The sequence below is a fragment of the Flavonifractor sp. An4 genome, from assembly GCF_002161755.1.
GTDB classification, from domain to species: domain Bacteria; phylum Bacillota; class Clostridia; order Oscillospirales; family Oscillospiraceae; genus Flavonifractor; species Flavonifractor avicola.
In genome coordinates this window covers 120,245-145,123 of record NZ_NFIL01000004.1, presented here as the reverse complement: position 1 = coordinate 145,123, position 24,879 = coordinate 120,245, and the positions used below count along the sequence as shown (strand labels likewise).

Here is a 24,879-nt window from a genome sequence, read left to right as displayed (position 1 = left end):
GATACTGTAAATGAACTCAGGGCTGATGGACTCGAAGATATCGCACGCTTCGCGGTAGCTGCTGTACATTTTCATTGTGATTCCTCCTTGCGGTTTGGCTTTGTTGTGGCTATATCATATCGCACTTATTAAGTGCCGTCAATCAGCAATGATGCACAAGGTTAAGCAAGCTGTTTTGTGCATTGTGCGCACTTGTTAAGTGTTTTGATGCATGATACACTTGAAACAAGAAAAGGGGGTTCATCATGCCTTATAATGAGAAGAAAAGAGAGAGTAACAGGCGGTGGGACAGGGCCAACCTCGACCGGCTTTCTGTTGCTTTCCCGGCTGGGTCAAAGGACGCTATCCAGGACGCCGCAGAGCGGGCCGGAAAGAGCGTAAATAGGTTTATTATTGATGCCGTTATGGAGGCTGTAAAGCCGCTGGAAGAGGCGGGAACAGAGGACGCGGAAACATAGGATTTTATAACTTTTTCAGCCACTTAACGAGGTGTAAAGCTAGATAACACACACTCTAGGATTCCCAAAACAAAAAAATTTTTAAAGCCGCAATCCGCTGTGAGACAATGGATTGCGGTTTTACTTTAGCGTAATGACTTGTCACATAACACGCTTCCCCCTCGCACCCTTATAGTAGAACGAAAGACTTGCAGGTTACGGCCCGGAGGGAGGTGTCACAGATGTACAAGACGGACAAACAGCGGGAGAAAGAGGGCTTGCTTACCTACTACACGGCTCCCCAGCTGGATCAGGCTTGCGCTGACTACTTTTCCGCCTGTGACGCCGATGGGACAAGGCCCACAAAGCCCGGTTTGCTCCTGCATCTCGGTGTCACTGAGAAGGAGTGGAAAGTGTGGGAGGCGGGGGAGCCGGGATACAAGAGACACCCGCAGATCTGTCAAAAAGCTATGTTGGAGATCCGCAACCGCCTGGAGCAGAGGACCGACGCGGCGGCAATCTTCCTGCTCAAGCAAAAACCCTATGGAGGATACACCGACAGGCCGGAAGCGGATGGTGCTGGCCTCCTCAAGGTCTCTGTATCGTTCGGGACACCTCCCAAGGGCCGCAAAGACAAGCGTACTCAATAAAATAGTTATTTTGTTGAGTTGGCATAAATCTTTAAAGTATTGTGCCGCAATGGATACAGCGTTTCGGTAAACTTGGGGCAATAAGCGTCACCCCCCTCCTGGCTGCTGGTTGGGCATTATAACGGAGGCCCTGCCCGTGGCGTGGCGCTGCCTCTGGACTGTTGCAGGCAAGGGGGGAGGGGGGTACACCCTACCACCACCCCCACCCGGTAGGGGGTAGCGGAAAACGAGGGGGCGGTTGCGGAGAGGGGTATAGGGGTATCGCCACACCCACTACACAACAGGGGGAATCCAAATGATCACAATGAAGGCGATGTGCACAGACGGACAAGAAGTCCTGTGCAGGTTCTCTATGGTCTATCATCCGGTGCCTGATTACCCGTCTGGCCCACGGACGAAATGGGTGAACGTGGTCCCATTTTTCAGAGGCTTCCCAAAGAGCAATCATGCCAATTTGAAACAAGTCGTCATCTTCTTTAAACTTTCGGGCCACGGAAGCAACCAAGTCTATGTTGGATTCTATCAGAGAAACTTCCATAACACCTCTCAAGTTCCTGTATGTTGTCAAACGTCTGCACCCATTGTACACGGCCCTCTTTTACTCTTACCTGGATTACCATTGCTACACGCCACACTGGAGCCGCAGGGCGTACTTCTGCGGTCAGTTCTACTCTGTCTAGTGTCCGTGTAAGGGTAAGCCCATCGCTGCTTACGGCCCGGTGATCATACCGGTGACCGAGAGCCAGACCCTCAGCTGCCCGGCAGACATTACAGTGGTCAATACCACCCGGCAGATGGAGGAAGCCTGGGGTCTGCGGCCCGACCAGCCGGAATTTTCCGAATATACCCAGGAGGGCACCATCTATCAAATCTCCATCTGCGCAGGTTATATTGAACTGGAGATGCAGACCCCCACTCTGGAGGAGTGGACAGCCGTCTCCGGTGCGGAGGTACTTCTGGATCTGGAGAAGCTTTCCGACATAGAGCTGCCCCCGCAGCTGGAGGGTTATCTGGTCAGGGACACATACGGCGGCAGCTGGCTGGTCAGCGTAAAGGAAATTTTGGCAGATGCACGGCTGAACTACCGGGACGGCACTTCGGAGCTGATTACTCAGATTCCCAGCGCCTATGCCGGAACCTGGGGATCTGGCGAGAGTCCCTACCCCGGGTCTAGTCGGGACGGCATCCATGTCTTCCGCTTTACCCCTGCCCAGGCCTTTGACCTGAGCCAGGTGGAATCCATTACCATCGGCAGCACAACCTATCCCTTCCCTCAGGCAGCAGACTTGGGGGCATAATATAAAAAACCGCCCGGAGGGCCTGCCATTCGGCAGGCCCTCCGGGCTTCTATCGGTTCTCCCCAACCGGAGCAAAGATCAAATTATACGCTGCGGACGCAGTCCCGAAGCGCTTTCCAGGGGCTTCCCTTCCAATAGGTGCGCATGACGTTGACCGACATACCCTTTCCCATCAGCTCATAGCCGTTGTTCTTCCGATTCATTACCATTGCGTTGTTCTTCTTCATGGAAATCGCTCCTTTCTGTCGTTCGCTCTTGCCTTCCTTCTGGTTATAGTATACAATAGAGTTTACTATGATGCAAACGAATCTTTTTCATGAAATTCATGATGAAACGGAATGATTGATATGAGCCTGATCAAGTATCAGATCCTGCTGAAAACAGTAGAACTGGGTGGGATTACCAAGGCAGCTGAGGCGTTGGGCTACACCCAATCGGCGGCCAGTCGGATGATCGCCGCGCTGGAACAGGAATGGGACATGGAGCTGCTGGTCCGGGGACGGGGCGGCGTGCATCTAAGTGCAGCCGGTGAGTCACTGCTTCCATATCTGCGAGCTGTGTGCAACGCCCAGAAGGAGTTGGAGGAGCAGGCTGCCCATCTCCACGGTTTGACCCGTGGCACCCTGCGGGTGGGCACCTTCGCCAGCGTATCCATCCACTGGCTGCCTCCTATTATGAAGCTCTTTCTCCAGCGCTATCCCGGCATCCATTTTGAATTACTGAGCAAGTGGGAGTTTGCAGAGGTGGAGGACCTGATCCGCCAGGGGCAGGCAGACTGTGGTTTTCTGGGACTGCCCGCCGGAGACGATCTGGAGGTCTTTCCCCTGCGCCGTGATCAGTTTATGGCGGTGCTCCCACCGGACCACCCTCTGGCACACGCCCCCTTCTATCCCATAGAACGGTTGGCCCAGGACCCTTTCATCTGGATTCCTGAGGAGCGGGATGTGGAGATCGGAGAGATCTTCCAGGAGGAGGGCATCCATCCCAACCTACGCTACACCGTCAACGACGACTTTGCCATCCTGGCCATGGTGGAGCAGGGGCTGGGTGTCAGTATCCGACCAGAACTGGTTCTGCAGGGTACCGGCCGCAATTTCGCCGCCATCCCTCTGGAACATCCCCGCTATCGGGACATCACCCTGGCCGTTCGCCGGGGCAAGCCGCTTTCCCCTCTGACCGCCCGTTTTCTTGACGTGGTCCGGCAGTGGGTATCCGTCGAATAAAGTTCGTTTGCAAAGAAAAAACCTTTTACAAGCAGAAAAAAATATAGTATAATTTCAATGTTACGGGAATACCGCAGCGAATCCAACTATAGTAGGAGTGTTGTTCTATGAGCCGGATGGTCGGCACCGTATCCATGGGTATCCGCGCCCCCATTATCCGCAGCGGAGATGACCTGGCCGAGATCGTCACCAGGTCTGTCCTGGAGGCGGTCAACGATGGCGCGTTCTCCGTACGCGACCGCGACGTAGTCGCCATGACTGAGGCCATTGTGGCCCGCGCCCAGGGTAACTATGCCTCGGTGGACGATATTGCCGCCGATGTAAAGGCGAAGCTGGGCGGAGAGACCATTGGCGTGATCTTCCCCATCCTCAGCCGCAACCGTTTTGCTATTTGCCTGCGGGGCATCGCCAAGGGCGCCAAGAAGGTGGTCCTGATGCTGTCCTATCCCTCCGACGAGGTGGGCAATCACCTCATTGATGAGGACGTGATGGACGAAAAGGGTGTGGACCCCTACAAGGATGTGCTCTCTCTGGAGCGCTACCGCGAGCTGTTCGGCTACACCACCCACCCCTTTACCGGCGTGGACTATGTGGACTATTATTCCAATCTGATCCGTGAGTCTGGCGCTGAGGTGGAGGTCATCTTCGCCAACGATCCCCGGGCTATTCTGGCCTACACCAAGAACGTGCTGGCCTGCGACATCCACACCCGCGCCCGCACCAAGCGCCGCCTGGTTGCCGCCGGCGCCGAGAAGGTGTTCTGCCTGGATGAGATCATGACCGCTCCCATCAACGGCAGCGGCTACAATGAAAACTATGGCCTGCTGGGCTCCAACAAGTCCACCGAGGACAAGGTGAAGCTCTTCCCCCGTCCCTGCCAGGATCTGGTGGAGGAAATCCAGGCCCGGCTGCTGAAGGCCACCGGCAAGCACGTGGAAGTCATGGTCTACGGCGACGGCGCCTTCAAGGACCCTGTGGGTAAGATTTGGGAGCTGGCCGATCCGGTGGTCTCCCCCGCTTACACCGCCGGTCTGGAAGGCACCCCCAACGAGCTGAAGTTGAAGTACCTGGCTGACAATGACTTTGCCGCTCTGTCCGGCGAGGCTCTGCGCGAGGCCATTAAGGGCGAGATCAAGAAGAAGGACGGCTCCCTCGTGGGTAAGATGGCTGCTCAGGGCACCACCCCCCGCCGCCTGACCGATCTGATCGGATCTCTGTGCGATCTGACCTCCGGCTCCGGCGACAAGGGTACCCCCATTGTCTACATCCAGGGCTATTTTGACAACTACACCACCGAATAAGCACATATAAAATGGACGCCGGTCCCATAGGGACTGGCGTCCATTTTATAATACCTTGCTCATCAAAATGGCGGCCTGACTGTCTCCCTCTGTACGGTAGGCATCGGGCAGCAGGCCAAAACGCTCAAACCCACAGTTCTCATAGAGGGCCACCGCCCGGACATTGTCTTCCATCACTGACAGCTCCATGCGGGCATAGCCCATATGCCTGGCTTCCCGGCACAGTCCATCCATCAGCATCCGGCCCAGGCCCTGCCCCCACCAGCGGCAGCGGACAGATAATCCCAATTCAGCCCGGTGACCGCATTTTCGGTTGGCTGCCGCAGGGCCCACGCCCCCCAGCCCAATCAACCTGCCCTCCACAAATCCGGCCAACATCAGTCTGCCCGGACTGGCCAGCTGCCGCTTGAGAAAGGCCTGCTCTTCCCGCAGGGTATTGCTGATCTCCTCCGGCAGAAAGGCAGTAAAAGGGCTCTCTGCTGCCACCCGGCGCAGATGGCGCAGCACCGCTTCCCCGTCCTCCGGGCGGGGACTGCGAAGCAGACACCGGCTTCCATTCCGCAGAGTGGTCTGCATTTCTTCCGCCCGCATGGTTATGCCTCCCAGCCCCGCCAGGCGGCCAGCCGCTTCCAGATGAGCCAGGCCAGCCAGCCGCACAGCAGGCCAACCGCCATACCGGCCAACACGTCTGTAGGGAAGTGAACTCCCACATAGAGCCGGGAGAAGCCCATCAGAGCCGCCATTACCACGGCGACGATCTTCATCCACCGCCGGGGCAGGGTACGGCACCAGGCAGAGGCCGCCGCAAAGGCGGCGCAGGTATGGCCCGAAGGAAAGGAATTGGGGTCGTTCTCTGCCACCAGCGGAATCAGCCCTTCTACCATCAGCCAGGGCCGGGTACGGCCCACCAGATGCTTGAGCACCACATTGGTACACAGCAGGCCCAGCAACATGGCTATCAAACTGACAAAACCCGCTTTGCGGGTCCTGGGAATACAGAGCAGCACCACAGAAAGCACAATCCACAGGATGCCAGCATCACCCATCTGGGTATAAATGATCATGATCGGGTCCAGCACAGCACAGCGCAGGAAGTTCTGGATCCAGAGCAGAATACCGCCGTCTATCTGCAGCAGACATTGGGGCATAATAAGTTCCTCCTATTGGAAAAAGGACGGCGGTACCATGACCGCCGCCCTCTCTATTTTGATCGATCTCAGCCGGTTTACTCGGCGTTCTCGCTCCAGGTGCAGTCCAGGACCACGCCATTCAGCTCAAACTTATCGGTTTTGAGGATGTGGTTCTTACCCACACGCACCTCCTGGGTGCCAATCTCAGTGGTAATGGGGTTGGCCACATTGCACTCAACCGTGAAGGTCAGATCCAGCAGGCCCTTGTCATTTGTAAAGGCCACTGTGTCGCCAGACGTGCTCACCGTCACATCTCCGCCGTGGGGCTTAGCCTCCACAGCGGTGACCTGGCCGTCCAGCAGCTCGCCAGAGGCCATCAGGGTGGAGGGGATATAATTCTCCTTGATGCTCTCATAAACCGCCGGCTGGACGCTCTCTACCAGCACGGTATACTCCACATGGGTGGTGGTGGAACCTCCGCCTACAACACCACTGCTGCCCGGCTTGAGGAACTTCATACCCAAAACCACTGCCGCAATAATAACCACCAGGATCACCAGCAGATCCACGATGTTGATTTTACCAAACAGTCTTCCCTTTTCGTCTATCATCTTTTTGCAGCCTCCGAGGTTGTAAATTCATGTCGCACTTGGTACAATGGTACCGGGTTATTGTATCATAGATCCCCACCGAGACACAAGTACTTTCTTTTTTCTTTGGAGGTTTTGATTCCATGAAGGTCATGCACCTCATCTCCGGCGGCGACAGCGGCGGCGCCAAGACCCACGTTCATTCCCTGCTAAAAAATCTTGCCCATACCATCGATGTTACCATGGTATGTTTTATGGAAGGTCCATTTGCTCAGGAGGCCCGGGAACTTGGCATTCCCACTGTGGTCCTGCCTGGACACAATCTGCTGAAAACCCGCAACACCCTGAAAAAGATGATCGTGGAGGGGGGCTATCAGATCCTTCACTGTCACGGCGCCCGGGGCAATTTGATGGGCGCTCTGCTGCGGAAGGCCACCGGTCTGCCCGTGGTTACCACTGTCCACTCCGATTATCGACTGGACTACCTGGGCCGCCCCTTCTCCCGCATCACTTACGGCACCATCAACACCATCGCTCTGCGGAAGCTGGACTACCGCATCGGCGTGTCCGATGCCATGACCGATCTGCTCATCTCCCGCGGCTTTGATCCGGACAAGCTGTTCACCATCTACAACGGCATCGATTTTGCCCCCCGTACCCCCGCCCTCTCCCGGGAGGAATACTGGAAGAGCGTGGGGCTGGACGCCGGCCAGGACTCCGTTGTGGTGGGCATTGCCGCCCGCCTCAACCCAGTCAAGGATATTGCTACTCTGATCCGCGGCTTTGCTCTGGCCTATAAAGTCTGCCCTCATCTGCGGCTGCTTATCGCCGGTGATGGCGAGCAGATGGGAATGCTGAAGGACTTGGCCAACCAGTTGGGAGTAGCCAAGCAGGTCTGCTTTGCCGGTTGGGTGTCCGACACCGACAGCTTCTACAATGCTCTGGACATCAATACCCTCACCTCTCTCTCCGAGACCTTCCCCTACTCCCTCACCGAAGGCGCCCGGGCGGGCCTGCCCACAGTGGCCAGCCGGGTAGGCGGCGTGCCTTACCTGATCGAGCATGGTATCCACGGTTTCCTCTTTGAGGCAGGGGACGCGGAGGGACTCTCCCGCCACCTCATTGCGCTGGCTCAGGACCCGGAGCTGCGCCAGCATATGGGCCAGCGGCTCTATCAGAGGGCCAAGGAGGACTACTCTCTGGAGAGCACCCTCCAGCGACAGCTCTCCATTTATGACACCATTCTCCGCCGCCAGGCCCGCAAGACCGGCCGGCGGGATGGCGCTCTGGTATGCGGAGCCTATGGCCGGGGCAACGCCGGCGACGATGCCATTCTGGAGGCCATTGTCACCGAGCTGCGCCAGGTGGACCCTGACCTTCCCATTTGGGTGCTCTCCCGCAGCCCGGAAGATACCCGGCGCACCTATCGTGTCAACTCCATCTACACCTTTGCCTTCCCCAAGTTCCTGTGGCGGATGCGAAAAACCAAGCTGTATATCAACGGCGGCGGTTCCCTGATGCAGGACGTAACCAGCCATCGCTCCCTGTGGTTCTATCTCTTCACCATCTCCTGGGCCAAGCGGCTGGGCAATCAGGTTATGATGTACGGCTGCGGCATCGGTCCCATCCACTCCCCCTCCAATCGGAAACGGGCCTCCAAGGTGCTCCAGAAGAGCGTGGACGCCATCACCCTGCGGGATACTCACTCCCGGGAGGAGCTGACCGACATGAAGGTCACCCACCCGGAAATCATTCTCTCCGCCGACCCCACGGTCATTCTGCCCGCCGCTCCCGCGCCTGTGGTGGACGGCATTCTGGAGAGCCAGGGCATCGATCCCAACGGAAAATATATCGGCTTTGCCCTGCGGCCCTGGCCGGGCTTTGAGGCCAAGGCCCCCGTTTTTGCCGCCGCCGCCGACTACGCCTATGAGAAATACGGCCTGACCCCCGTCTTTCTGCCCATTGAGCGGCGTCTGGATGTGGATGCCGCCAAGTTGGCTGCTAAGTATATGAAGGCCCCCCACCATATTCTTACCCATACCGGCAGTTCCGACCACACTATCGGTCTGTTTGCACGGATGCAGGCGGTTATCTCTATGCGTCTGCACGCCCTCGTCTTTTCCGCCGGCCAGGGTGTGCCTCTGGTGGGCGTGGTATACGACCAGAAAATCAGCTCTTTCCTCTCCTATATCGGCCAGGATCTGTACACCGACCTGGATAAGGTGACGGCGGAATCCCTGTGCGGCTACATCGACGCAGTCTATGCCCGGATCGGAGACACCGAATTTCTGTCCGGCGGCGTGGAGCGGCTGCGCCAGGTGGAGGAGCGCAACCAGGAGACTGCCCGCCGGCTTTTGGAGGGTGTGTCCCGTTGAAACAGATCCTGTGCCTCTCCTCCCAACCCTGGAGCACCATCCCCACCCGCACCCAGCAGCTGATGACCCGGTTGAAGGATGCCAAGATCCTCTTTCTGGAGCCTCCTTCCCGGAACTACCGCAAGCCCGGCCGCAAAGTACGCCCCGGCCTGACCGTATATGCCCTCCCGCCTGCTCCCGAGGCCTCCGAGGATCAGCGGCTGCTCCGGTTTGTCCGGGACCGCAAGCTGACCCGCCATATTCTTAAGCTGATGGATATGCATCGCTTTCGGGAGCCCCTGCTCTGGTGCACTTCCCCGGAGCAGGTCCATCTGCTGGACGCCATCCCCCATCAGGGGCTGGTATATGACTGCGCCCAGGACTGGCTGGACACTCCACCCGAGTGGGAGAGCGACCTGGCCTTGGCTGCCGACGTGATCTTTGCCGCCTCCGAGGGGCTGGTGGACCACCTCTCCCCCTGCAGCGACAACATTGCCCTGCTTCCCAATGGGGTAAGCTATCCCATGTTCTCCCGGCCAGACAATGAGTGTCCCGCTCCCCTGGCCGACCTCACCGGGCCCATTCTGGGCTTTGTGGGCACCATTTGGGAGGATCTTGACCTGACACCGGCCATCCAGGCCGCCCGGGCTCTGCCCCGGTGCACTTTTGTCTTTGTAGGGCAGGTAGAGCCCTACAATCCCCAGCTGCGCACCCTGGAGGCCCTTCCCAACGTCCGTCTGCTGGGCCGCCAGCTGCCGGTGGATATTCCAGACTATCTGTCCCGATTCGACGTGTGCCTTCATCTGTTGCGGCAGTCTGACTACGGCGCCGACATCGTACCCAGCCGGGTCTATGAATATCTCACTTCCGGCAAGCCCATTGTGGCTATGTTCTACCCCGACCATGTGGAGCATTTCCCTGACGTAATCTACGCCGCCCACAGCCCCGGCGAGTTTGTGCGGCTGTGCATCCGTGCTCTGGAAGAACCGGATGGTTGGCCTGCCGTCCGCCGGCGGGAACATGGGGCTGCCGCCGCCTGGTCCAACCGTGCCATGCAGGTTACCCAGATTCTCTCTGCCAACGGACTCTACTGACCCACAATGCGGGCGGTCCCACGGACCGCCCGCATTTCCTGCCATTGCTGATAAGGAGGCTTGTTATGATTCCCTATTCCACCGTGATTTTCGATCTGGACGGCACCCTGCTGGATACCCTTCAGGATCTGGCCGACAGTACCAACTATGCTTTGGCCCTCCACAAACTGCCCGCCCGCTCTTTGGATGAGGTACGCCGCTTTGTGGGCAACGGCGTAGGCCTGCTCATTCACCGTGCCGTGCCCGAGGGAACCCCTGAAGAACTGGAGGCCCGGTGTCTGGCTGATTTCCGGGCCCACTACCTGCTGAATATGGAGAACCGCACCGCTCCATACGCCGGTGTGCTGGAGCTGCTGGACGGTCTGAATCAGGCCGGGATCAAACTGGCAGTGGTATCCAACAAATTTGACGGCGCTGTCAAAGGTCTGTGTCAGACCTACTTTGGCGATCGGGTAAAGGTGGCCATCGGTGAATCCCAGGGAGTTGCCCGCAAGCCTGCTCCCGACACGGTACTTCGCGCATTGAAGGAACTGGGCGCTCAGCCTGAAGAGGCCGTTTATGTAGGCGACTCCGAGGTGGATATCCAGACCGCCCGCAATTCCGGTCTGCCCTGTCTGTCGGTGAGCTGGGGCTTCCGTGACGCGCAATTTCTGACCGAACAGGGTGCACAGCAGATCATCTCTACCCCCGCCGAGCTTCTGGCCCTGCTTACCGGCGAGCAAAATGACGAATCCAGCCACCCTCATCAGGGGGATTTGTGAGCACAATAGAAAATTTACAAAAAAAGAAGGGTTTTATCCAGGCTGCGGCGTATAAAGAGTAAAGGTTGAAATTTGCTGAGAGGCTGGTGAGCGCCCATGGTACTGCGTGAACAGACCGAAGCCGCCGAGGCGGCCCTGCTCTCCCCCTATGCCTGCCTGTCCGCCCGCTCCCGGGGACGTCTGGTGCCTCTGGAGCCCTGCCCCACCCGGACCTGCTTTCAGCGGGATATCGACCGGATTGTCCACTCCAAGGCCTTCCGGCGGCTCAAGCACAAGACTCAGGTCTTTCTGGAGCCGGAGGGGGACCACTACCGCACCCGCATGACCCACACCATCGAGGTCAGCCGCATTGCCCGCACCATCGCCCGGGGCTTACGCCTCAATGAGGATCTGGCAGAAGCGGCCGCCTACGGCCACGATCTGGGCCACACCCCCTTCGGACACGCCGGAGAGCGGGTCCTCAATGAGATCATGCCCGGAGGCTTTGCCCATAACGAGCAGTCTCTTCGGGTAGTGGACCGTCTGGAACGGGACGGCGAGGGACTCAACCTGACCTACGAGGTGCGCCGGGGCATTCTCTGCCACACCGGCTCCGACCAGGCCGAGACCCTGGAGGGCCGTCTGCTGCGGCTGGCCGACAAGATCGCCTACATCAACCACGACATTGACGACGCCATGCGGGGCAAGATCATCTATCCCATGGACCTGCCCCTCTCGGTCTCCCAGGTACTGGGCTTCACCCACTCTGAGCGAATCAACACTCTGACGGTGGACATCATCACCCAGTCCGCCGGAAAGAATGACATTGTCCAGTCCCCCGCCTGCCGGGACGCTATGAATGAACTGCGGGAGTTCATGTTTGAATATGTCTACCGCAGCCCGGTAGCCAAGGGCGAGGAGGGAAAGGCCCAGGACATGATCCGCCGCCTGTTTGAGTACTATGTGAAGGACCCGGACAAGCTGCCTCCGGAATATCAGGACATCCGGGTGGAGGAGGGCGTAGAGCGCGCCGTATGCGACTATATCTCCGGCATGACCGATAAATATGCCGTGGACCAGTTCAGCGACGCTTTCATCCCGAAGTCCTGGAGCGTAAAGTGATTTATGCTTACACCATCAGAGTATAAATGCTTTTAAAGGCGTTTGTGCCGTAAGGGCATTTAACTTTACATATACCAGCGTATGAGATTGGCATTGATTGGAAAAGATAGTCGGAAGGAGGATGCCTGTGGCGATACCAGAACAATTCATTGACGATCTGGTGGCCCGCAGCGACATTGCCGACGTGGTCTCTTCCTATGTCCACCTCACGAAAAAGGGAAACAACCTGTGGGGCCTGTGCCCTTTCCACAACGAAAAGACCCCCTCCTTCTCCGTCTCTCCCGATAAGCAGATCTACCACTGCTTCGGCTGCGGCAAGGGTGGCGGCGTAATTTCCTTTGTCATGGAGATGGAGAATCTCCCCTTTTTGGACGCGGTAAAGCTGCTGGCCAAGCGGGCAGGTCTTGAGGTGCCGGAGGCCGGAGAAAACGAGGCCTATCGCAAAAAGCGGTCCCGACTGCTGGAGCTGTCCAAAGACGCAGCCCGTTTCTACCACGACTATCTCATTGGTCCCGGCGGCCAGCAGGTGCGGGACTATATCGCCCAACGGCAGATCTCTCCCCGTACCGCTACCCGGTTCGGTTTGGGGGCCGCGCCCGATCAGTGGGATGCCCTCACAAAGGCCATGACTGCCAAGGGCTACACCAAAATGGATCTGATTGACGCCGGTCTGGCAGTAGCCGGAAAGAACGGCGGCATCTATGACAAGTTCCGGTCCCGGCTTATGCTCCCGGTCATTGATGTGCGGGGCGAGGTGGTGGGCTTCACCAGCCGCCTGCTCCCCGGACTGGAGGGCGCCAAGTACCTGAACACTCCGGAGACGGTGCTCTTCAAAAAAGGCCGTCTCATTTACGCCCTCAACTTCGCCAAGAACACCAAGCGGCCCAACCTGATTCTGGTGGAGGGCAACATCGACGTGATCACCCTGCACCAGGCGGGCTTTGATAATGTGGTTGCCACCATGGGAACCGCCCTCACTGAGGAGCACGCCCGCATTTTGGCCCGGTACACCAAGGAGCTGGTGCTCTGCTACGACAATGATGCCGCCGGCAAGCAGTCCACCGACCGGGTGCTTAACATTTTGAAAAACGCCAACCTCACCGTCCGGGTACTCCAGCTGCCCAACGCTTTTGATGCCGAGGGCAAGCCCATCAAACAGGACCCGGATGATTTCGTTAAAAAGTTTGGCCCTGCCGCTTTTGAGAAGTGCCTCAATGGCAGCGCCGGACAAAACGACTACCGGCTGGACAGTCTGCAGGCAAAACATGACCTGTCAAGCGAAGAGGGCAGGCTGGCCTATCTAAAGGAAGCTGTGGCCACCATCGCCGCCCTTCAAAGCCCTATTGAGCGGGAAATCTACGGCAATAAAGCAGCAGCAGCAGCCGGCATTTCCGGAACCGCCATGGCCCAGGAGGTAGCCCGCTACCGAAAGGACCGGGCCTGGCGGGCCAGAAAAGTCCAGGCAAAAAAGGACCTGACCCCCGCCGTTCAGCTCCAGCCCAAATCCAGGCAGCTGCACTACGAGAATATCCGCTCCGCTCGTGCGGAGGAGGGTGTGATCCGCTTGCTGCTGCTGGACCCGGGCCTGCTGCCCGAGACAGATGGACTGGACCCGTCCCAGTTCTCCTCTCCCCTGCTGGCCAAGCTCTATGTGCTGCTCAAGCAGCGGCACAGCCAAGGGCTCAGCTTACAACTGGGCGCACTGTCCGGATCGCTGGACCCGGAGGAGATGAGCCACATCACCGGAATTCTGGAGCAACCGGAGACCCGTTCCAATCGCAGCCAGGCGCTGCATGACTACTTAGAGATTATCGAGACAGAAGCCGCCAAGCGGGGCGGCGTCGGGCTGGACCCTTTGCTGGCAGCCCGGGATAAATTCAGAGAGAAAAAATCATATGGAGGACAACCGCATGAGTGAAAAGAAGACCACCGGTAAAAAAGAGCTCACCCTGACCCTGGAGGATCAGGCCAAGCTGGCCCGCGACAACGCGAAGAAGATGGAGCAGGGCAAGATCGAGGTCATGAAGGTGGTGGAAGGCGTCCAGGGCGCCGAAAAACTGGCGGAGCTGATCGAGCGCGGCAAGAAAAACGGCAAGCTCTCCTCCAGCGAACTGATGGACGTGCTGGAGAACCTGGATCTGGAAAGCGAGCAGATGGACAAGATCTACGATACCCTGGAGAACCTGGGCATCGACACGGTAGGCGACGACTATCTGCCCGAGCTGGCCGACGACACCATGCCTCCTCTGGAGGAGCTCAATGAAATCGAAGACCTGCCCGAAGAGGAGATCGTAGACCCCAACACTCTGGTGGACTCCTTCGGCATTGACGATCCGGTCCGTATGTATCTGAAGGAGATCGGCAAAGTCAACCTGCTCACCCCCGATGAGGAGGTACAGCTGGCCCAGGATATGGGCGCCGGTGACGCTGCCAAGGAGCAGCTGGAGGATATGGAGCGGGCCAAGGAGGCCGGCGAGGAGATCGCCCTGTCTGAGGACGACATCAAGGAGCTTCGCCGTCTGGTGAAGCGTGGCGAGGCGGCCAAGCAGCGCCTTGCCGAGGCCAACCTCCGTCTGGTGGTATCCATCGCCAAGCGGTATGTGGGCCGCGGTATGCTCTTCCTGGACCTGATCCAGGAGGGCAACCTGGGTCTCATCAAGGCCGTGGAGAAGTTTGACTACACCAAGGGCTACAAGTTCTCCACCTACGCCACCTGGTGGATCCGTCAGGCCATTACCCGGGCCATTGCTGACCAGGCCCGTACCATCCGTATCCCCGTCCATATGGTAGAGACCATCAACAAGGTCATCCGTGTCTCCCGTCAGCTTCTCCAGGAGCTGGGCCACGATCCCACCCCCGAGGAGATCTCCGAGGAGATGAATATGCCGGTGGACAAGGTAAGGGAGATCCTGAAGATTGCCCAGGAGCCCGTTTCTCTGGAGACCCCCATCGGCGAGGAGGAGGATTCCCACCTGGGCGACTTCATCCCCGACGAGGACGCCTCCGAGCCTTCCGAGGCTGCTTCCTTCACCCTGCTGAAGGAGCAGCTGGTCTCCGTGTTGGGTACCCTCACCGAGCGCGAGGAGAAGGTGCTCAAGCTGCGCTTCGGCATCGAGGACGGCCGCACCCGCACCCTGGAGGAAGTGGGCAAGGAGTTCAAGGTCACCCGTGAGCGTATCCGTCAGATCGAGGCCAAGGCCCTGCGTAAACTGCGTCATCCTTCCCGCTCCAAGAAGCTGAAGGATTTCCTGAACTAACAAACGAAAAGCGGGCCTGTTGCAAAATAGCTGTTTTGCACAAGCCTGTCATTGCGAGCCAGTGCGCACACTGGCGTGGCAATCCGTTTCCTCGGCAAAAGGGGCGGATTCCCACGAAAAACGGCCGCCCACCGGGCGGCCGTTTTTCTCGGAATGACGGGTCTTTGTACGAGCTGCGCATTTTGCAACAGGCCCGCTTTCTTATTTCTGAGACTCTGGCAGCCCCTTCAGACGGAATCGCCGGCGGTCGGCCTCCAGCACCCCTTCCTTTTGCAGCTGGCCGATGGTGCGGGATAGTGCGCTTCGATCCACACAGAGGTAGTCTGCCAGCGCCTGGCGGTCAAAGGGCACCACCACCGTGGTCCGACCGGTGCGGGCTGCCTCCTCCTCCAAGTAGGAGAGCAGCCGCTCCCGAATGGTTCGTCCTGAGAGGTGATCCAGTTTCCCCGTGAGAAACAGATTTTTCTCAGCCAGCACCCACAGCAGGTTGTGGATCAGTTTTCCGTGGGCTCCGCAGGCCGAGGCACAGGGGGTAGACAGCCGCCTGCAATCCAGCAGCAGCACCGCTGTATCCGCTGTGGCGGTAACGGTGACCGGTAAACTCTCCGCCCCGGCACAGGCATAGGACTCGGCAAACAGCCGTCCTGGCCCCATCTCCCCCATCACGATCCGCTGCCCGTCAGGTCGGATGCGGCTCACCTGCACCTGACCGGCCAGTACCACGCCCAAATGGGTAGCTGGATCTCCCGCTCGAAGCACCGCAGTCCCCCGCGGATACCGCCGCACACCGCCGCCCATACAATCCAGCAGGGCAAACAGCTCCTCCTCTTCCATTCCGCGAAACAGCGCCGTCCGGCGCAGCGCTCCCCCATATTCCCGCATGGATACCCTCCATTGAAGCTCTCGGCTCCTCACCTGATTTCTCTGTTATCCTATCAGATGTCCCTTCGAAATACAAGGAACTCTTGCAATACCAGGCCAGAACTGGTAAGATGAAACTACTCCATAAGAAACGGTGGGTGAAACCATGATGGTCTATTTCTCCCTGGGCGCTCTGTTCATCATCCTGGGCCTGATTTTCCTTCTGATCCCCTTTGAAAAACTGCAAACCGTTTTTCGGCGGATGCGCTCCAGCATCACTACAAAGGTAGGTGGAGCTGTGCTCCTGGTAGCCGGAATTGTTACCATGATTATGGGTCTGCTCCAGTAATATCTATGCGCCGGTGTTTTTTCTCCACCGGCGCACCTTTTTTGTTCGTTTTTGCTTGCTTCCTATCTTGAGTTTTCTTTTTTAGCTGGATTTTACCAGAGGACGCCCCGATCAATTCGTCAGACTGTTTAAAAAGCAGTCTGATTTTTTGTGCGTAAACTTGACTGATTATGATTGACTATGATTGTTATCAGTGCTATATTGAAGTCGCAAGATAGAACAGTCATTTTCAATCAAACTAGAGCATAGAGGAGGGATTCTCAATGTTGGCAGAGCAGCGTTTTGAAACCATCCTACAGGAACTGACCAACAGCAGGGCTGCCAGCGTAACGCGTCTGTGCGAGCTCACCGGCGCATCAGAGGCCACCATCCGGCGGGATCTCACCATCCTGGCCCGCCAGGGCAGACTAAACAAGGTACATGGCGGAGCGGTCCTGACCAGCAGCACCTTTCAGGGGGAAGAACCGGACGTAACCACCAAGTCCCTGCTCCACCGGGATGAAAAAGATCTCATCGCCCATTATGCCGCCGAGCTTATCAACAATGACGACGTGGTCTACCTGGACGCAGGGACTACCACGGTACGGATGCTGGAGTACTTAAAGAGTTCCCGTGCTACCTTTGTCACCAACGGTATTGCCTGCGCCCAACGGCTGATGGAACTGGGGCTGCGCGGCTATGTGTTGGGCGGCTATCTTAAGCCTGGCACCTGGGCTGTGGTGGGTACCGGCGCGTTGGAAGAGCTTGGTAAGTATAACTTCACCAAGGCCTTCCTGGGCATTAACGGCATTACCATCCGTCAAGGCTTCACCACCCCCGACCCGGAGGAGGCCGCCATCAAGACCAAAGCCGCCGAGCAGTCCTACCTCACCTTTGTACTGGCCGACAGCAGCAAATTTGAGTTGGTATCCACTGTGACTGTACTTCCTCTGGAAAAGGCCACTATTATTACCGAGCATCTGCCCGACCCCAGCTATCTGGAACACACGGTGATCAAGGAGGTATCCGCATGATCTATACAGTAACCTTTAATCCCGCTCTGGACTATGTGGTTTGGATGGACGCTTTGCGTCCAGGCCAGATCAACCGCACCCAGAGCGAGGAGATCCAGTATGGCGGCAAGGGCATCAACGTGTCCACTGTTTTGTCCGCCCTGGGTGTGGAAAATGTAGCACTTGGTTTCCTGGCCGGCTTCACCGGCCGGGCCCTGGAGGAGGGTCTCCGGAGCCAGGGCATCCGCACCGACTTCATCTGGCTTCCCGATGGGCTGACCCGCATCAATGTCAAGGTCAAGGGAGGCGACGAGACTGAAATCAACGGCCAGGGTCCTACCATCGGGCCAGTGGCTCTGCGGTCTCTGCAAGATAAGCTGGACCGACTGGAGGCCGGGGACATCCTGGTGATCTCCGGCTCCGTGCCTGCCGCCCTGTCTCACGACGTGTACGAGCAGATTCTGGCCCGGCTGGAAGATCGGGGGATTCAGTTTGTGGTGGACAGCACCCGGGATCTGCTGTGCAGCGCACTCCCCTATCACCCCTTCCTCATCAAACCCAACAATCTCGAGCTGGGTGAGATTTTCGGGAAGACTCCTGTCACCGATACCGAGATCCGGCACTGCGCCGCCCAGCTGCAGGCCAAGGGTGCCCGCAACGTACTGGTCTCCATGGCAGGAGACGGCTCCCTGCTGGTAGACGAGCGCGGGAACTGCCACCGTCTGGGCGTACCTAAGGGTAAAGTCCGCAACTCGGTGGGGGCCGGTGACTCCATGGTAGCTGGCTTCCTGGCCGGCTGGCTGGAAACCGGCGACTACGCCTATGCCCAGCGTCTGGGCGCTGCTGCCGGTTCCGCCACTGCCTTTGCCGACGGACTGGCCACCAAAGAACAAATCATGGCACTGATCCATACCTTCTAAATCAGAAAGGAGCTCACTACCATGCGCATCATCGATCTGCTGAGCCCGGAAAAAATCGCACTGGGAGCGTCTGCCGCCGATAAGGAAGGCGCCATCGATCTGCTGGTGGACCTGCAAAGCAAAAGTGGCTGTCTCACCGATCGGGAGACCTATAAGCAGGCCATTCTGGCTCGTGAGTCCCAGACCAGCACCGCCATTGAGATGGGCATTGCCGTGCCCCACGCCAAAAGCGCCTGCGTCAAATCCCCCAGTCTGGCCGCCTGCATTCTGAAAGAGGGCGTGGATTACGGAGCCATGGACGGCCAGCCCTCTGACCTCTTCTTCATGATTGCCGCTCCCATGGACGGGGATCTGCATTTGGAGATTCTCTCCCACCTGATGGTGCTGCTGATGGATTTCAACTTTGTCAGCGAGCTGCGCGCCGCCTCTGACCCCAAAACCTTCATGGAAGTCATCGATAAATACGAAGCTGCCAAATTCCCTGAAGAGGTCCCCGCAGAAACCCCCGCCTCCGTTGTTGAAACCCCCGCAGCCGGTCCCCGCATCCTGGCTGTCACCGCCTGCCCCACCGGCATTGCCCACACCTACATGGCTGCCGAGGCTCTGGAGAAAAAGGGCAAAGAGATCGGCATCTCCGTCAAGGTGGAAACCCAGGGCTCCGGCGGCGCCAAAAACATTCTGACCCAGGCAGAGATCGACACCTGTGACGGCATCATCATTGCCGCCGACAAAGAGGTTGATCTGGCCCGCTTTAACGGCAAGCCCGTCCTGCGGGTGCCCGTCTCCGATGGCATCCACAAGCCGGAGGAGCTGATCCGTCAGGCACCCAACGCCCCCATCTATCATCACGCCGGCCAGGTGGTTCAGGAGACCTCTAATGAAAGCCTTGGCCGCAAGCTGTACAAGCAGCTGATGAACGGCGTCAGCCATATGCTGCCTTTCGTGATCGGCGGCGGCATTCTCATCGCTCTGGCCTTCCTGCTGGACGACGCCTCCATTGACTACGCCAACTTCGGCACCAACACCCCCATTGCCGCATGGTTCAAAAACATCGGCGGCGTGGCCTTCAACTTCATGCTGCCCATTCTGGCCGGCTACATTGCCATGTCCATTGCCGACCGGCCCGGCCTGATGGTCGGCTTCGTGGGCGGCGCACTGGCCGTGTCCGGCGCTACCTTCGCCTCCCCCTCCGGCACTTCCGTCTCCGCAGGCTTCCTGGGCGCGCTCATTGCCGGTTTTGCCGGCGGCTACCTGATGCTGGGTATGCGGAAGGTCTGCGACAAGCTGCCCCGGGCATTGGAGGGCCTCAAACCTATCCTGATCTATCCCGTGGTGGGACTTCTCATCATCGGCCTGTTTATGTGCCTCATCAATCCCATTGTGGGCGCCATCAACACCGCTCTGTACTCCGGTCTGGAGGCCATGGGCGAGGGCAGCAAGATTGTGCTCGGTATCGTACTGGCCGGTATGATGGCCGTGGATATGGGCGGTCCCTTCAATAAGGCCGCTTATGTGTTTGGCACCTCCACTCTGGCCACCATGGCCGCCGGACAGGGCTCCGATATCATGGCTGCCGTCATGATCGGCGGCATGGTGCCCCCCATCGCCATTGCTCTGGCCACCACCTTCTTCCGCAACCGTTTCACCGAGGATGAGCGCAAGTCCGGCGTGGTCAACTACATCATGGGCCTGTGCTTCATCACCGAGGGTGCCATTCCCTTCGCCGCCAGCGATCCTCTCCGCGTCCTGCCCGCTTGTATCGTGGGCTCCGGTGTGGCTGGCGCTCTGTCCATGGCCTTTGGCTGCGCCCTCCCCGCACCTCATGGCGGCATCTTCGTCTTCCCCGTCATGACCAATATCCTGGGCTATGTGGTCGCCCTTGTGGTGGGCTCTCTGGTCGGCATGATTCTGCTGGGCCTGCTCAAAAAGAAAAAGGCTTAACCAAATTATCACCTCATCCATCCCATTTGACTGAATACAGAAAGGAAGTATTACTATGGTTACCGCTAAGACTAAGATCGTCAATCCCCAGGGTATGCATATGCGTCCCGCTCAGCTCTTTGTCAATACCATGGCCAAGTACAAGAGCGACGTCACCATCGTTTTCAACGGCAAGAACATCAACGCCAAGAGCATCATGCATCTGATGGCCGCCTGCATCAAGCAGGGCAGCGAGATCGAGATCCAGTGCTGCGGCGAGCAGGAGGCCGACGCTCTGAAGGCCGCTGTGGAGCTGGTGGAATCCGGTCTGGGCGAGTGATCGCCCGGACCCCCGAACCGACAAACAGGAGGAGACCGCTATGATCTTACGGGGCATCGCCGCTTCGGACGGAATCGGCATCGGTAAGGCCGTCTGCGTCCGGGAGCAAAGTCTGGACTACTCCGCCGTGAAATACGGCGGCAAAGAGGTAGAGAAAGATCGGCTCCAGGCAGCTATCACCCAGTTTAACGAGAAGACCACCGCCATGGCGGAGCACATCCGGGCACAGGTGGGAGAAAAGGAATCCGAGATCCTCACCGGCCAGATCATGATGCTGAGCGACCCCTTTATGCAGAGCCAGATGGAGGAGGTCATTGATGCCGGCCAGTGCGCCGAGGCAGCGGTGGATCAGGTGTGCACCATGTACGCCGAGATGTTCGCCGGAGTGGATGACGAGCTCATGCGCCAGCGCGCCACCGATGTGCGGGACATCCGCAGCCGGATGCTGGCCATCCTGCTGGGGGTCACCGGCGTGGATGTGAGTCATCTGCCCGCAGGCAGTGTGCTGGTAGCCCATGATCTGACGCCCTCCATGACGGTGGGCCTGGACAAAGAGCACGTTGCAGCCATCCTCACCGAGGTGGGCGGCCGGACCAGCCACTCCGCCATCCTGGCCCGGGCCCTGGAGCTGCCCGCCGTACTCAGCGTGCCCCGGGTCATGGAGCAGCTGAAGGACGGCGACAGCGTCATCGTGGACGGCAGCGAAGGGACCGCCATGGTCAACCCGGACCAGCGCACTCTGGCCGAGTATTTGGCCAAGCAGGAGGAGTTCCTCCGCAGAAAGGCCCTGCTGGCTGTCTACCGGGACCGGGAGACCGTGGATGCCGAGGGCAACCGTTACGCCCTGTACTCCAACATCGGCTCCCCCGCGGAGGCTGGCGCAGCCGCGGAAGCTGGCGCCGAGGGCATCGGCCTGTTCCGCACCGAGTTCCTGTTCATGGACCGGAACAGCGTGCCTACTGAAACTGAACAGTATGAGGCCTATTTGGCTGTCTCCCGCATCATGGCGGGCAAAGAGGTTATCATCCGCACCCTGGATGTAGGCGGCGACAAGGCGGTAGAGTACCTGGGGATGGCACACGAGGACAACCCCTTCCTGGGCCACCGGGCCATCCGCTACTGCCTGGACAACCCCGACCTGTACAAGGTCCAGCTTCGGGCCCTGCTGCGGGCAGGCGCCGAGGAAAAGAACATCAAGATTATGCTGCCCCTGGTCACCTCTCTGGAGGAGATCCGCGGCGCCCGGGCTCTGCTGGAGACCTGCAAGGCCGAGCTGGAAGCTGAGGGTCTGCCCTACCACAAGGACATCCCCCTGGGTATCATGGTGGAGACTCCCGCTGCCGCCCTCATCGCTGACCTGTTGGCGCGGGAGTGCGACTTCTTCTCCATCGGCACCAATGACCTGACTCAGTACACCATGGCAGTGGACCGGGGCAATGCCCAGGTGGAAAATCTGTACACCACCTTCCATCCCGCTGTGCTCCGTTCCATCCGCAGCGTGATTACTGCCGCCAAAGAGGCTGGTATTCCGGTGGGTATGTGCGGCGAGGCTGCCGCCGATCCCCGGCTCATCCCCCTGCTCATGACCTGGGGACTGGATGAGTTTTCCGTCAGTTCCTCCGCTGTACTGGCTACCCGTGCTCAGATCCATCGCTGGCACGCTGCCCAGGCAGCCCAGGTAACCCAAGAGGCCATGAGCCTGTCCACCGCCTCCGGCGTGGAGGGTTATCTCCAGTCCGCAGTCAAAGACTAAACCTATCCTTTTTCCTTCTTCCTCATCAAACAGAGCGGCCCCCGGCTTTTGGCGGGGGCCGCTCTGTCAGGATTCAAACGCTTGACTCAAAAGCGGTCTCCCTGGCGGATCGGATTTGACCTGTGTCACAGGTTTCCTGATTTTCTGAATAAGCTTAAAAAGGCTTCCCTGCGCTGTCGTGCAGGGAAGCCTTTTTGTGTTCTGAACGATTGGACCAGCTCAGTAGCCCTGAGGAGTCTGGCCCTTTACCAGCTTGACGATGGCGGAAGTACCCAGGCGGTCGGCGCCCAGGTTGATGAAGTCCTCAGCATCCTGAAGGGTGCGGATGCCGCCAGCGGCCTTGATACGCACCTGGGGACCCACGTTGGCCTTGAAGAGGGCCACATCCTCCCGGGTAGCGCCGCCGGTAGAAAAGCCGGTGGAGGTCTTGATATAGTCGGCCCCCGCCTCGGTGACGATCTGGCACATCTTTACCTTCTCCTCCTGGGTGAGCAGGCAGGTCTCCACGATGACCTTCAGGATGCGCCCCTGGCAGGAGGCTTTGATAGACTTGATCTCCTCCAGCAGGTCATCCCACCGCTGGTCCTTGACCCAGCCGATATTGATGACCATATCAATCTCATCAGCGCCATTGCGAATAGCGTCCTCAGTCTCAAAGACCTTAACAGCGGTGGTGGAGTAGCCGTTGGGGAAACCAATGACGGTGCAGATCTTCAAATCATTTCCCACATAGTCAGCTGCCTGCTTGACAAAAGAGGCGGGGATGCAGACGGAGGCACACTCGTACTTCAGGCCATCGTCACACACAGCCTTGATCTGCCCCCAGGTAGACTCCTGCTTGAGCAGCGTGTGGTCACAGTGGGCCAGAATCTCCTTTACGTCCATGTCAAATCTTCCTTTCTTTGGGCGTTATTTTACCTCGATCAGCTCATAGGCACGGGTACCCACACCGATCTTTTCACAGTGCGCCAGACAAACCTTCCAGTCCGTTTCCGGCATACTGTTGATAAAGTGGTCGTGGTGGTCGCAGAAGCCGGACCGGTGCATCTGTTCATCCAGTGCGGAGCCGGGGATGGGAGTCTGACGCAGGCAGGCGTCGGCACAGGCCTGATCCAGCGCCACGGCATCGAAGGAAGCAAACATCCCCACGTCAGGCAGGATGGGCAGATCATTCTCGCTGTGGCAGTCACAGTAGGGGGACACATCGATGACCAGGCTGATATGGAACTGGGGACGGCCGTCCACCACTGCCTTAGCATATTCCGCCATACGGCAGCTCAGCTCCTCCATGGCGGCGTCGTAGCCCGCGTGGATGGCGTCGGCGTTGCACACTGCGATGCAGCGCCCGCAGCCCACACACTTATTCTGATCAATGGAAGCCTTCCGGTCCTCCCCGTAGGAGATAGCATCATGGGCACACTGGGCGGAACACTTCCGACAACCCACACAGTGCTTCTGCTCAACCACCGGCTTACCCTGAGCGTGCTGCTCCATCTTGCCCCGGCGGGAACCGCAGCCCATGCCCAGGTTCTTGATGGCGCCGCCAAAGCCGGTCTGCTCATGACCCTTGAAGTGAGACAGAGAAATGATCACATCAGCCTCCATAATGGCCTTGCCGATCTTGGCCGTGGTGATGTGCTCCGCGCCCTCCACAGGCACCTCCACATCATCGTTACCACGCAGGCCGTCGCCGATAATAACCTGACAGCCGGTAGACAGCGGAGAGAAACCATTCTCAAAAGCGGCATCCAGATGCTCCAGGGCATTCTTTCGCCGGCCGGGATACAGGGTGTTGCAGTCGGTCAGGAAGGGCACGCCGCCCAGACTCTTTACCACATCCGCAACCACTTTCGCGTAGTTGGGCCGCAGAAAGGCCAGATTGCCCGGCTCTCCGAAGTGCATCTTGATAGCTACCAGCTTATGGTCAAAATCGATCTCGCCGATCCCGGCAGTGCGGATCAGCTTCTCCAACTTATTCAGCAGGTTTTTCCCAGGCTGACAGCGCAGGTCAGAGTAGTATACCTTTGCCTGTTCCATAGGTGTAACATTCCTCCCAGTTTACACTGTAATGTTTATTCAACTTATTTTATACCGGTTTTCCGGGAACCGCAAGTGCTTTTCTTGTGCACGCCTTTTTCGCCACCCCACTTTGAAAGGTGCCCTCTGTGTTCTTTCATCTGCGCCTTATTTTTGCATTATGTTACCGAAAACCAGGCAGTTTCCTTTTTCTTCTTTTTCCCATTGTGGAAATCTCTGTGGATATGTGGACAAATTCATCCACAAATCAGACATCTCCATTCTGGCCCTCATATTTCCGCCTCTCATGCATTTAATTATGTAAACTATCATTCTATTTTGATTGCCTTTTCAGAGTGTCGTTTTTTCCAGGTTTGCCGCAAATATCAGCACCTATTTTTCATTCATCTTTTTCCCTGGCCAAATCGACGAACCTATTCTTGCAGCAACTCCTTCATTTTTCCACCTATAGAGCAGCTTCATACCGCACATCCTAACTTCGGGGTGATATGATGAGAGCATATTACAGGGA

Annotated in this window: 24 protein-coding genes; 17 read left to right on the top strand and 7 right to left on the bottom strand. The window is 58.1% G+C overall.

The genetic code is table 11. The annotated features are described in order from the left end of the window. Positions 1-245: 245 nt before the first annotated feature. The 3 genes from B5F94_RS03640 to B5F94_RS03625 all read left to right on the top strand — a co-directional run bounded on the left by B5F94_RS03640 (position 246) and on the right by B5F94_RS03625 (position 2,385). On the top strand, positions 246-458 hold the full coding sequence (locus B5F94_RS03640) for a hypothetical protein (RefSeq protein ID WP_087327764.1): 213 nt from the start codon (positions 246-248) through the stop codon (positions 456-458). A 221-nt stretch (positions 459-679) separates the two neighbouring features. Continuing rightward, positions 680-1,087 (top strand): hypothetical protein, encoded by a 408-nt coding sequence (locus B5F94_RS03635; RefSeq protein WP_087327761.1) that lies wholly within the window; start codon positions 680-682, stop codon positions 1,085-1,087. 731 nt (positions 1,088-1,818) lie between these two features. Then, positions 1,819-2,385: a hypothetical protein gene (locus B5F94_RS03625; protein WP_087327755.1), complete on the top strand. Its 567-nt coding sequence runs from the start codon at positions 1,819-1,821 to the stop codon at positions 2,383-2,385. 83 nt (positions 2,386-2,468) lie between these two features. Here B5F94_RS03625 and B5F94_RS16410 read toward each other — a convergent pair whose 3' ends face one another. Beyond that, positions 2,469-2,612 carry a hypothetical protein gene (locus B5F94_RS16410; RefSeq protein WP_158094701.1) on the bottom strand — a complete coding sequence of 48 codons (144 nt, stop codon included), beginning with the start codon at positions 2,610-2,612 and terminating at the stop codon, positions 2,469-2,471. A 120-nt stretch (positions 2,613-2,732) separates the two neighbouring features. Between B5F94_RS16410 and B5F94_RS03620 the strand changes: the two genes are divergently transcribed. After that, positions 2,733-3,608 carry a LysR family transcriptional regulator gene (locus B5F94_RS03620; RefSeq protein WP_242965567.1) on the top strand — a complete coding sequence of 292 codons (876 nt, stop codon included), beginning with the start codon at positions 2,733-2,735 and terminating at the stop codon, positions 3,606-3,608. A 107-nt stretch (positions 3,609-3,715) separates the two neighbouring features. Next, complete coding sequence (locus tag B5F94_RS03615) at positions 3,716-4,909, top strand: coenzyme F420-0:L-glutamate ligase (RefSeq protein WP_087327752.1); 1,194 nt, start codon at positions 3,716-3,718, stop codon at positions 4,907-4,909. 45 nt (positions 4,910-4,954) lie between these two features. Here the strand turns inward: B5F94_RS03615 and B5F94_RS03610 are convergent, their stop codons facing one another. The 3 genes from B5F94_RS03610 to B5F94_RS03600 all read right to left on the bottom strand — a co-directional run bounded on the left by B5F94_RS03610 (position 4,955) and on the right by B5F94_RS03600 (position 6,650). Further along, the gene (locus B5F94_RS03610) at positions 4,955-5,500 is read right to left on the bottom strand and encodes a GNAT family N-acetyltransferase (protein WP_087265622.1); all 546 of its coding nucleotides are present in this window, start codon (positions 5,498-5,500) and stop codon (positions 4,955-4,957) included. A gap of 2 nt (positions 5,501-5,502) precedes the next feature. Further along, positions 5,503-6,057, bottom strand: a complete 555-nt coding sequence (locus tag B5F94_RS03605) for a phosphatase PAP2 family protein (protein ID WP_087265624.1) — start codon at positions 6,055-6,057, stop codon at positions 5,503-5,505. A gap of 77 nt (positions 6,058-6,134) precedes the next feature. Continuing rightward, a complete protein-coding gene (locus tag B5F94_RS03600) occupies positions 6,135-6,650 on the bottom strand; it encodes a DUF4330 domain-containing protein (RefSeq protein WP_087265626.1) in 516 nt (171 codons plus the stop codon). A gap of 122 nt (positions 6,651-6,772) precedes the next feature. Here B5F94_RS03600 and csaB point away from each other — a divergent pair, with 122 nt between their 5' ends. The 6 genes from csaB (at position 6,773) to rpoD (ending at position 15,196) form a co-directional block, all read left to right on the top strand. Next, positions 6,773-9,004: a polysaccharide pyruvyl transferase CsaB gene (csaB, locus tag B5F94_RS03595; RefSeq protein ID WP_087327749.1), complete on the top strand. Its 2,232-nt coding sequence runs from the start codon at positions 6,773-6,775 to the stop codon at positions 9,002-9,004. Next, positions 9,001-10,077 carry a glycosyltransferase family protein gene (locus B5F94_RS03590; protein WP_242961077.1) on the top strand — a complete coding sequence of 359 codons (1,077 nt, stop codon included), beginning with the start codon at positions 9,001-9,003 and terminating at the stop codon, positions 10,075-10,077. Before csaB ends, B5F94_RS03590 begins: the two co-directional genes overlap by 4 nt. Before the next feature lie 65 nt (positions 10,078-10,142). Beyond that, positions 10,143-10,838, top strand: coding sequence for an HAD family hydrolase (locus B5F94_RS03585; protein ID WP_087327746.1), 696 nt, complete (start codon positions 10,143-10,145; stop codon positions 10,836-10,838). 96 nt (positions 10,839-10,934) lie between these two features. Then, the gene (locus B5F94_RS03580) at positions 10,935-11,939 is read left to right on the top strand and encodes a deoxyguanosinetriphosphate triphosphohydrolase (RefSeq protein ID WP_087327743.1); all 1,005 of its coding nucleotides are present in this window, start codon (positions 10,935-10,937) and stop codon (positions 11,937-11,939) included. A 127-nt stretch (positions 11,940-12,066) separates the two neighbouring features. Next, positions 12,067-13,857, top strand: coding sequence for a DNA primase (gene dnaG, locus B5F94_RS03575; RefSeq protein WP_087327740.1), 1,791 nt, complete (start codon positions 12,067-12,069; stop codon positions 13,855-13,857). Next, positions 13,850-15,196 carry an RNA polymerase sigma factor RpoD gene (gene rpoD / locus B5F94_RS03570; protein ID WP_242955465.1) on the top strand — a complete coding sequence of 449 codons (1,347 nt, stop codon included), beginning with the start codon at positions 13,850-13,852 and terminating at the stop codon, positions 15,194-15,196. Before dnaG ends, rpoD begins: the two co-directional genes overlap by 8 nt. Before the next feature lie 201 nt (positions 15,197-15,397). On the opposite strand, the gene B5F94_RS03565 is transcribed toward rpoD, so the two are convergent. Then, positions 15,398-16,078, bottom strand: coding sequence for a Crp/Fnr family transcriptional regulator (locus tag B5F94_RS03565; protein WP_087327737.1), 681 nt, complete (start codon positions 16,076-16,078; stop codon positions 15,398-15,400). A gap of 145 nt (positions 16,079-16,223) precedes the next feature. On the opposite strand from B5F94_RS03565, the gene B5F94_RS03560 reads away from it, so the two are divergent. From B5F94_RS03560 to ptsP, 6 genes are all read left to right on the top strand, one after another. Then, positions 16,224-16,406 (top strand): hypothetical protein, encoded by a 183-nt coding sequence (locus tag B5F94_RS03560; protein ID WP_087189435.1) that lies wholly within the window; start codon positions 16,224-16,226, stop codon positions 16,404-16,406. A gap of 263 nt (positions 16,407-16,669) precedes the next feature. Continuing rightward, entirely contained in the window at positions 16,670-17,419 is a 750-nt protein-coding gene (locus tag B5F94_RS03555) for a DeoR/GlpR family DNA-binding transcription regulator (protein WP_087327736.1), read from the top strand. Beyond that, the gene (pfkB, locus tag B5F94_RS03550; protein ID WP_087189433.1) at positions 17,416-18,318 is read left to right on the top strand and encodes a 1-phosphofructokinase; all 903 of its coding nucleotides are present in this window, start codon (positions 17,416-17,418) and stop codon (positions 18,316-18,318) included. The genes B5F94_RS03555 and pfkB overlap by 4 nt, the downstream gene beginning before the upstream one ends. A gap of 21 nt (positions 18,319-18,339) precedes the next feature. Beyond that, entirely contained in the window at positions 18,340-20,259 is a 1,920-nt protein-coding gene (locus B5F94_RS03545; protein ID WP_087327733.1) for a PTS fructose transporter subunit IIABC, read from the top strand. 55 nt (positions 20,260-20,314) lie between these two features. Further along, positions 20,315-20,578 (top strand): HPr family phosphocarrier protein, encoded by a 264-nt coding sequence (locus B5F94_RS03540; RefSeq protein WP_087189431.1) that lies wholly within the window; start codon positions 20,315-20,317, stop codon positions 20,576-20,578. A 40-nt stretch (positions 20,579-20,618) separates the two neighbouring features. Then, a complete protein-coding gene (ptsP, locus tag B5F94_RS03535) occupies positions 20,619-22,331 on the top strand; it encodes a phosphoenolpyruvate--protein phosphotransferase (protein WP_204247465.1) in 1,713 nt (570 codons plus the stop codon). A gap of 219 nt (positions 22,332-22,550) precedes the next feature. On the opposite strand, the gene deoC is transcribed toward ptsP, so the two are convergent. Together deoC and B5F94_RS03525 are read right to left on the bottom strand one after the other, a co-directional pair. Further along, positions 22,551-23,216, bottom strand: a complete 666-nt coding sequence (gene deoC / locus B5F94_RS03530) for a deoxyribose-phosphate aldolase (protein WP_087189428.1) — start codon at positions 23,214-23,216, stop codon at positions 22,551-22,553. A gap of 24 nt (positions 23,217-23,240) precedes the next feature. Beyond that, positions 23,241-24,368 (bottom strand): DUF362 domain-containing protein, encoded by a 1,128-nt coding sequence (locus tag B5F94_RS03525; RefSeq protein WP_087327730.1) that lies wholly within the window; start codon positions 24,366-24,368, stop codon positions 23,241-23,243. Positions 24,369-24,879 lie beyond the last annotated feature (511 nt).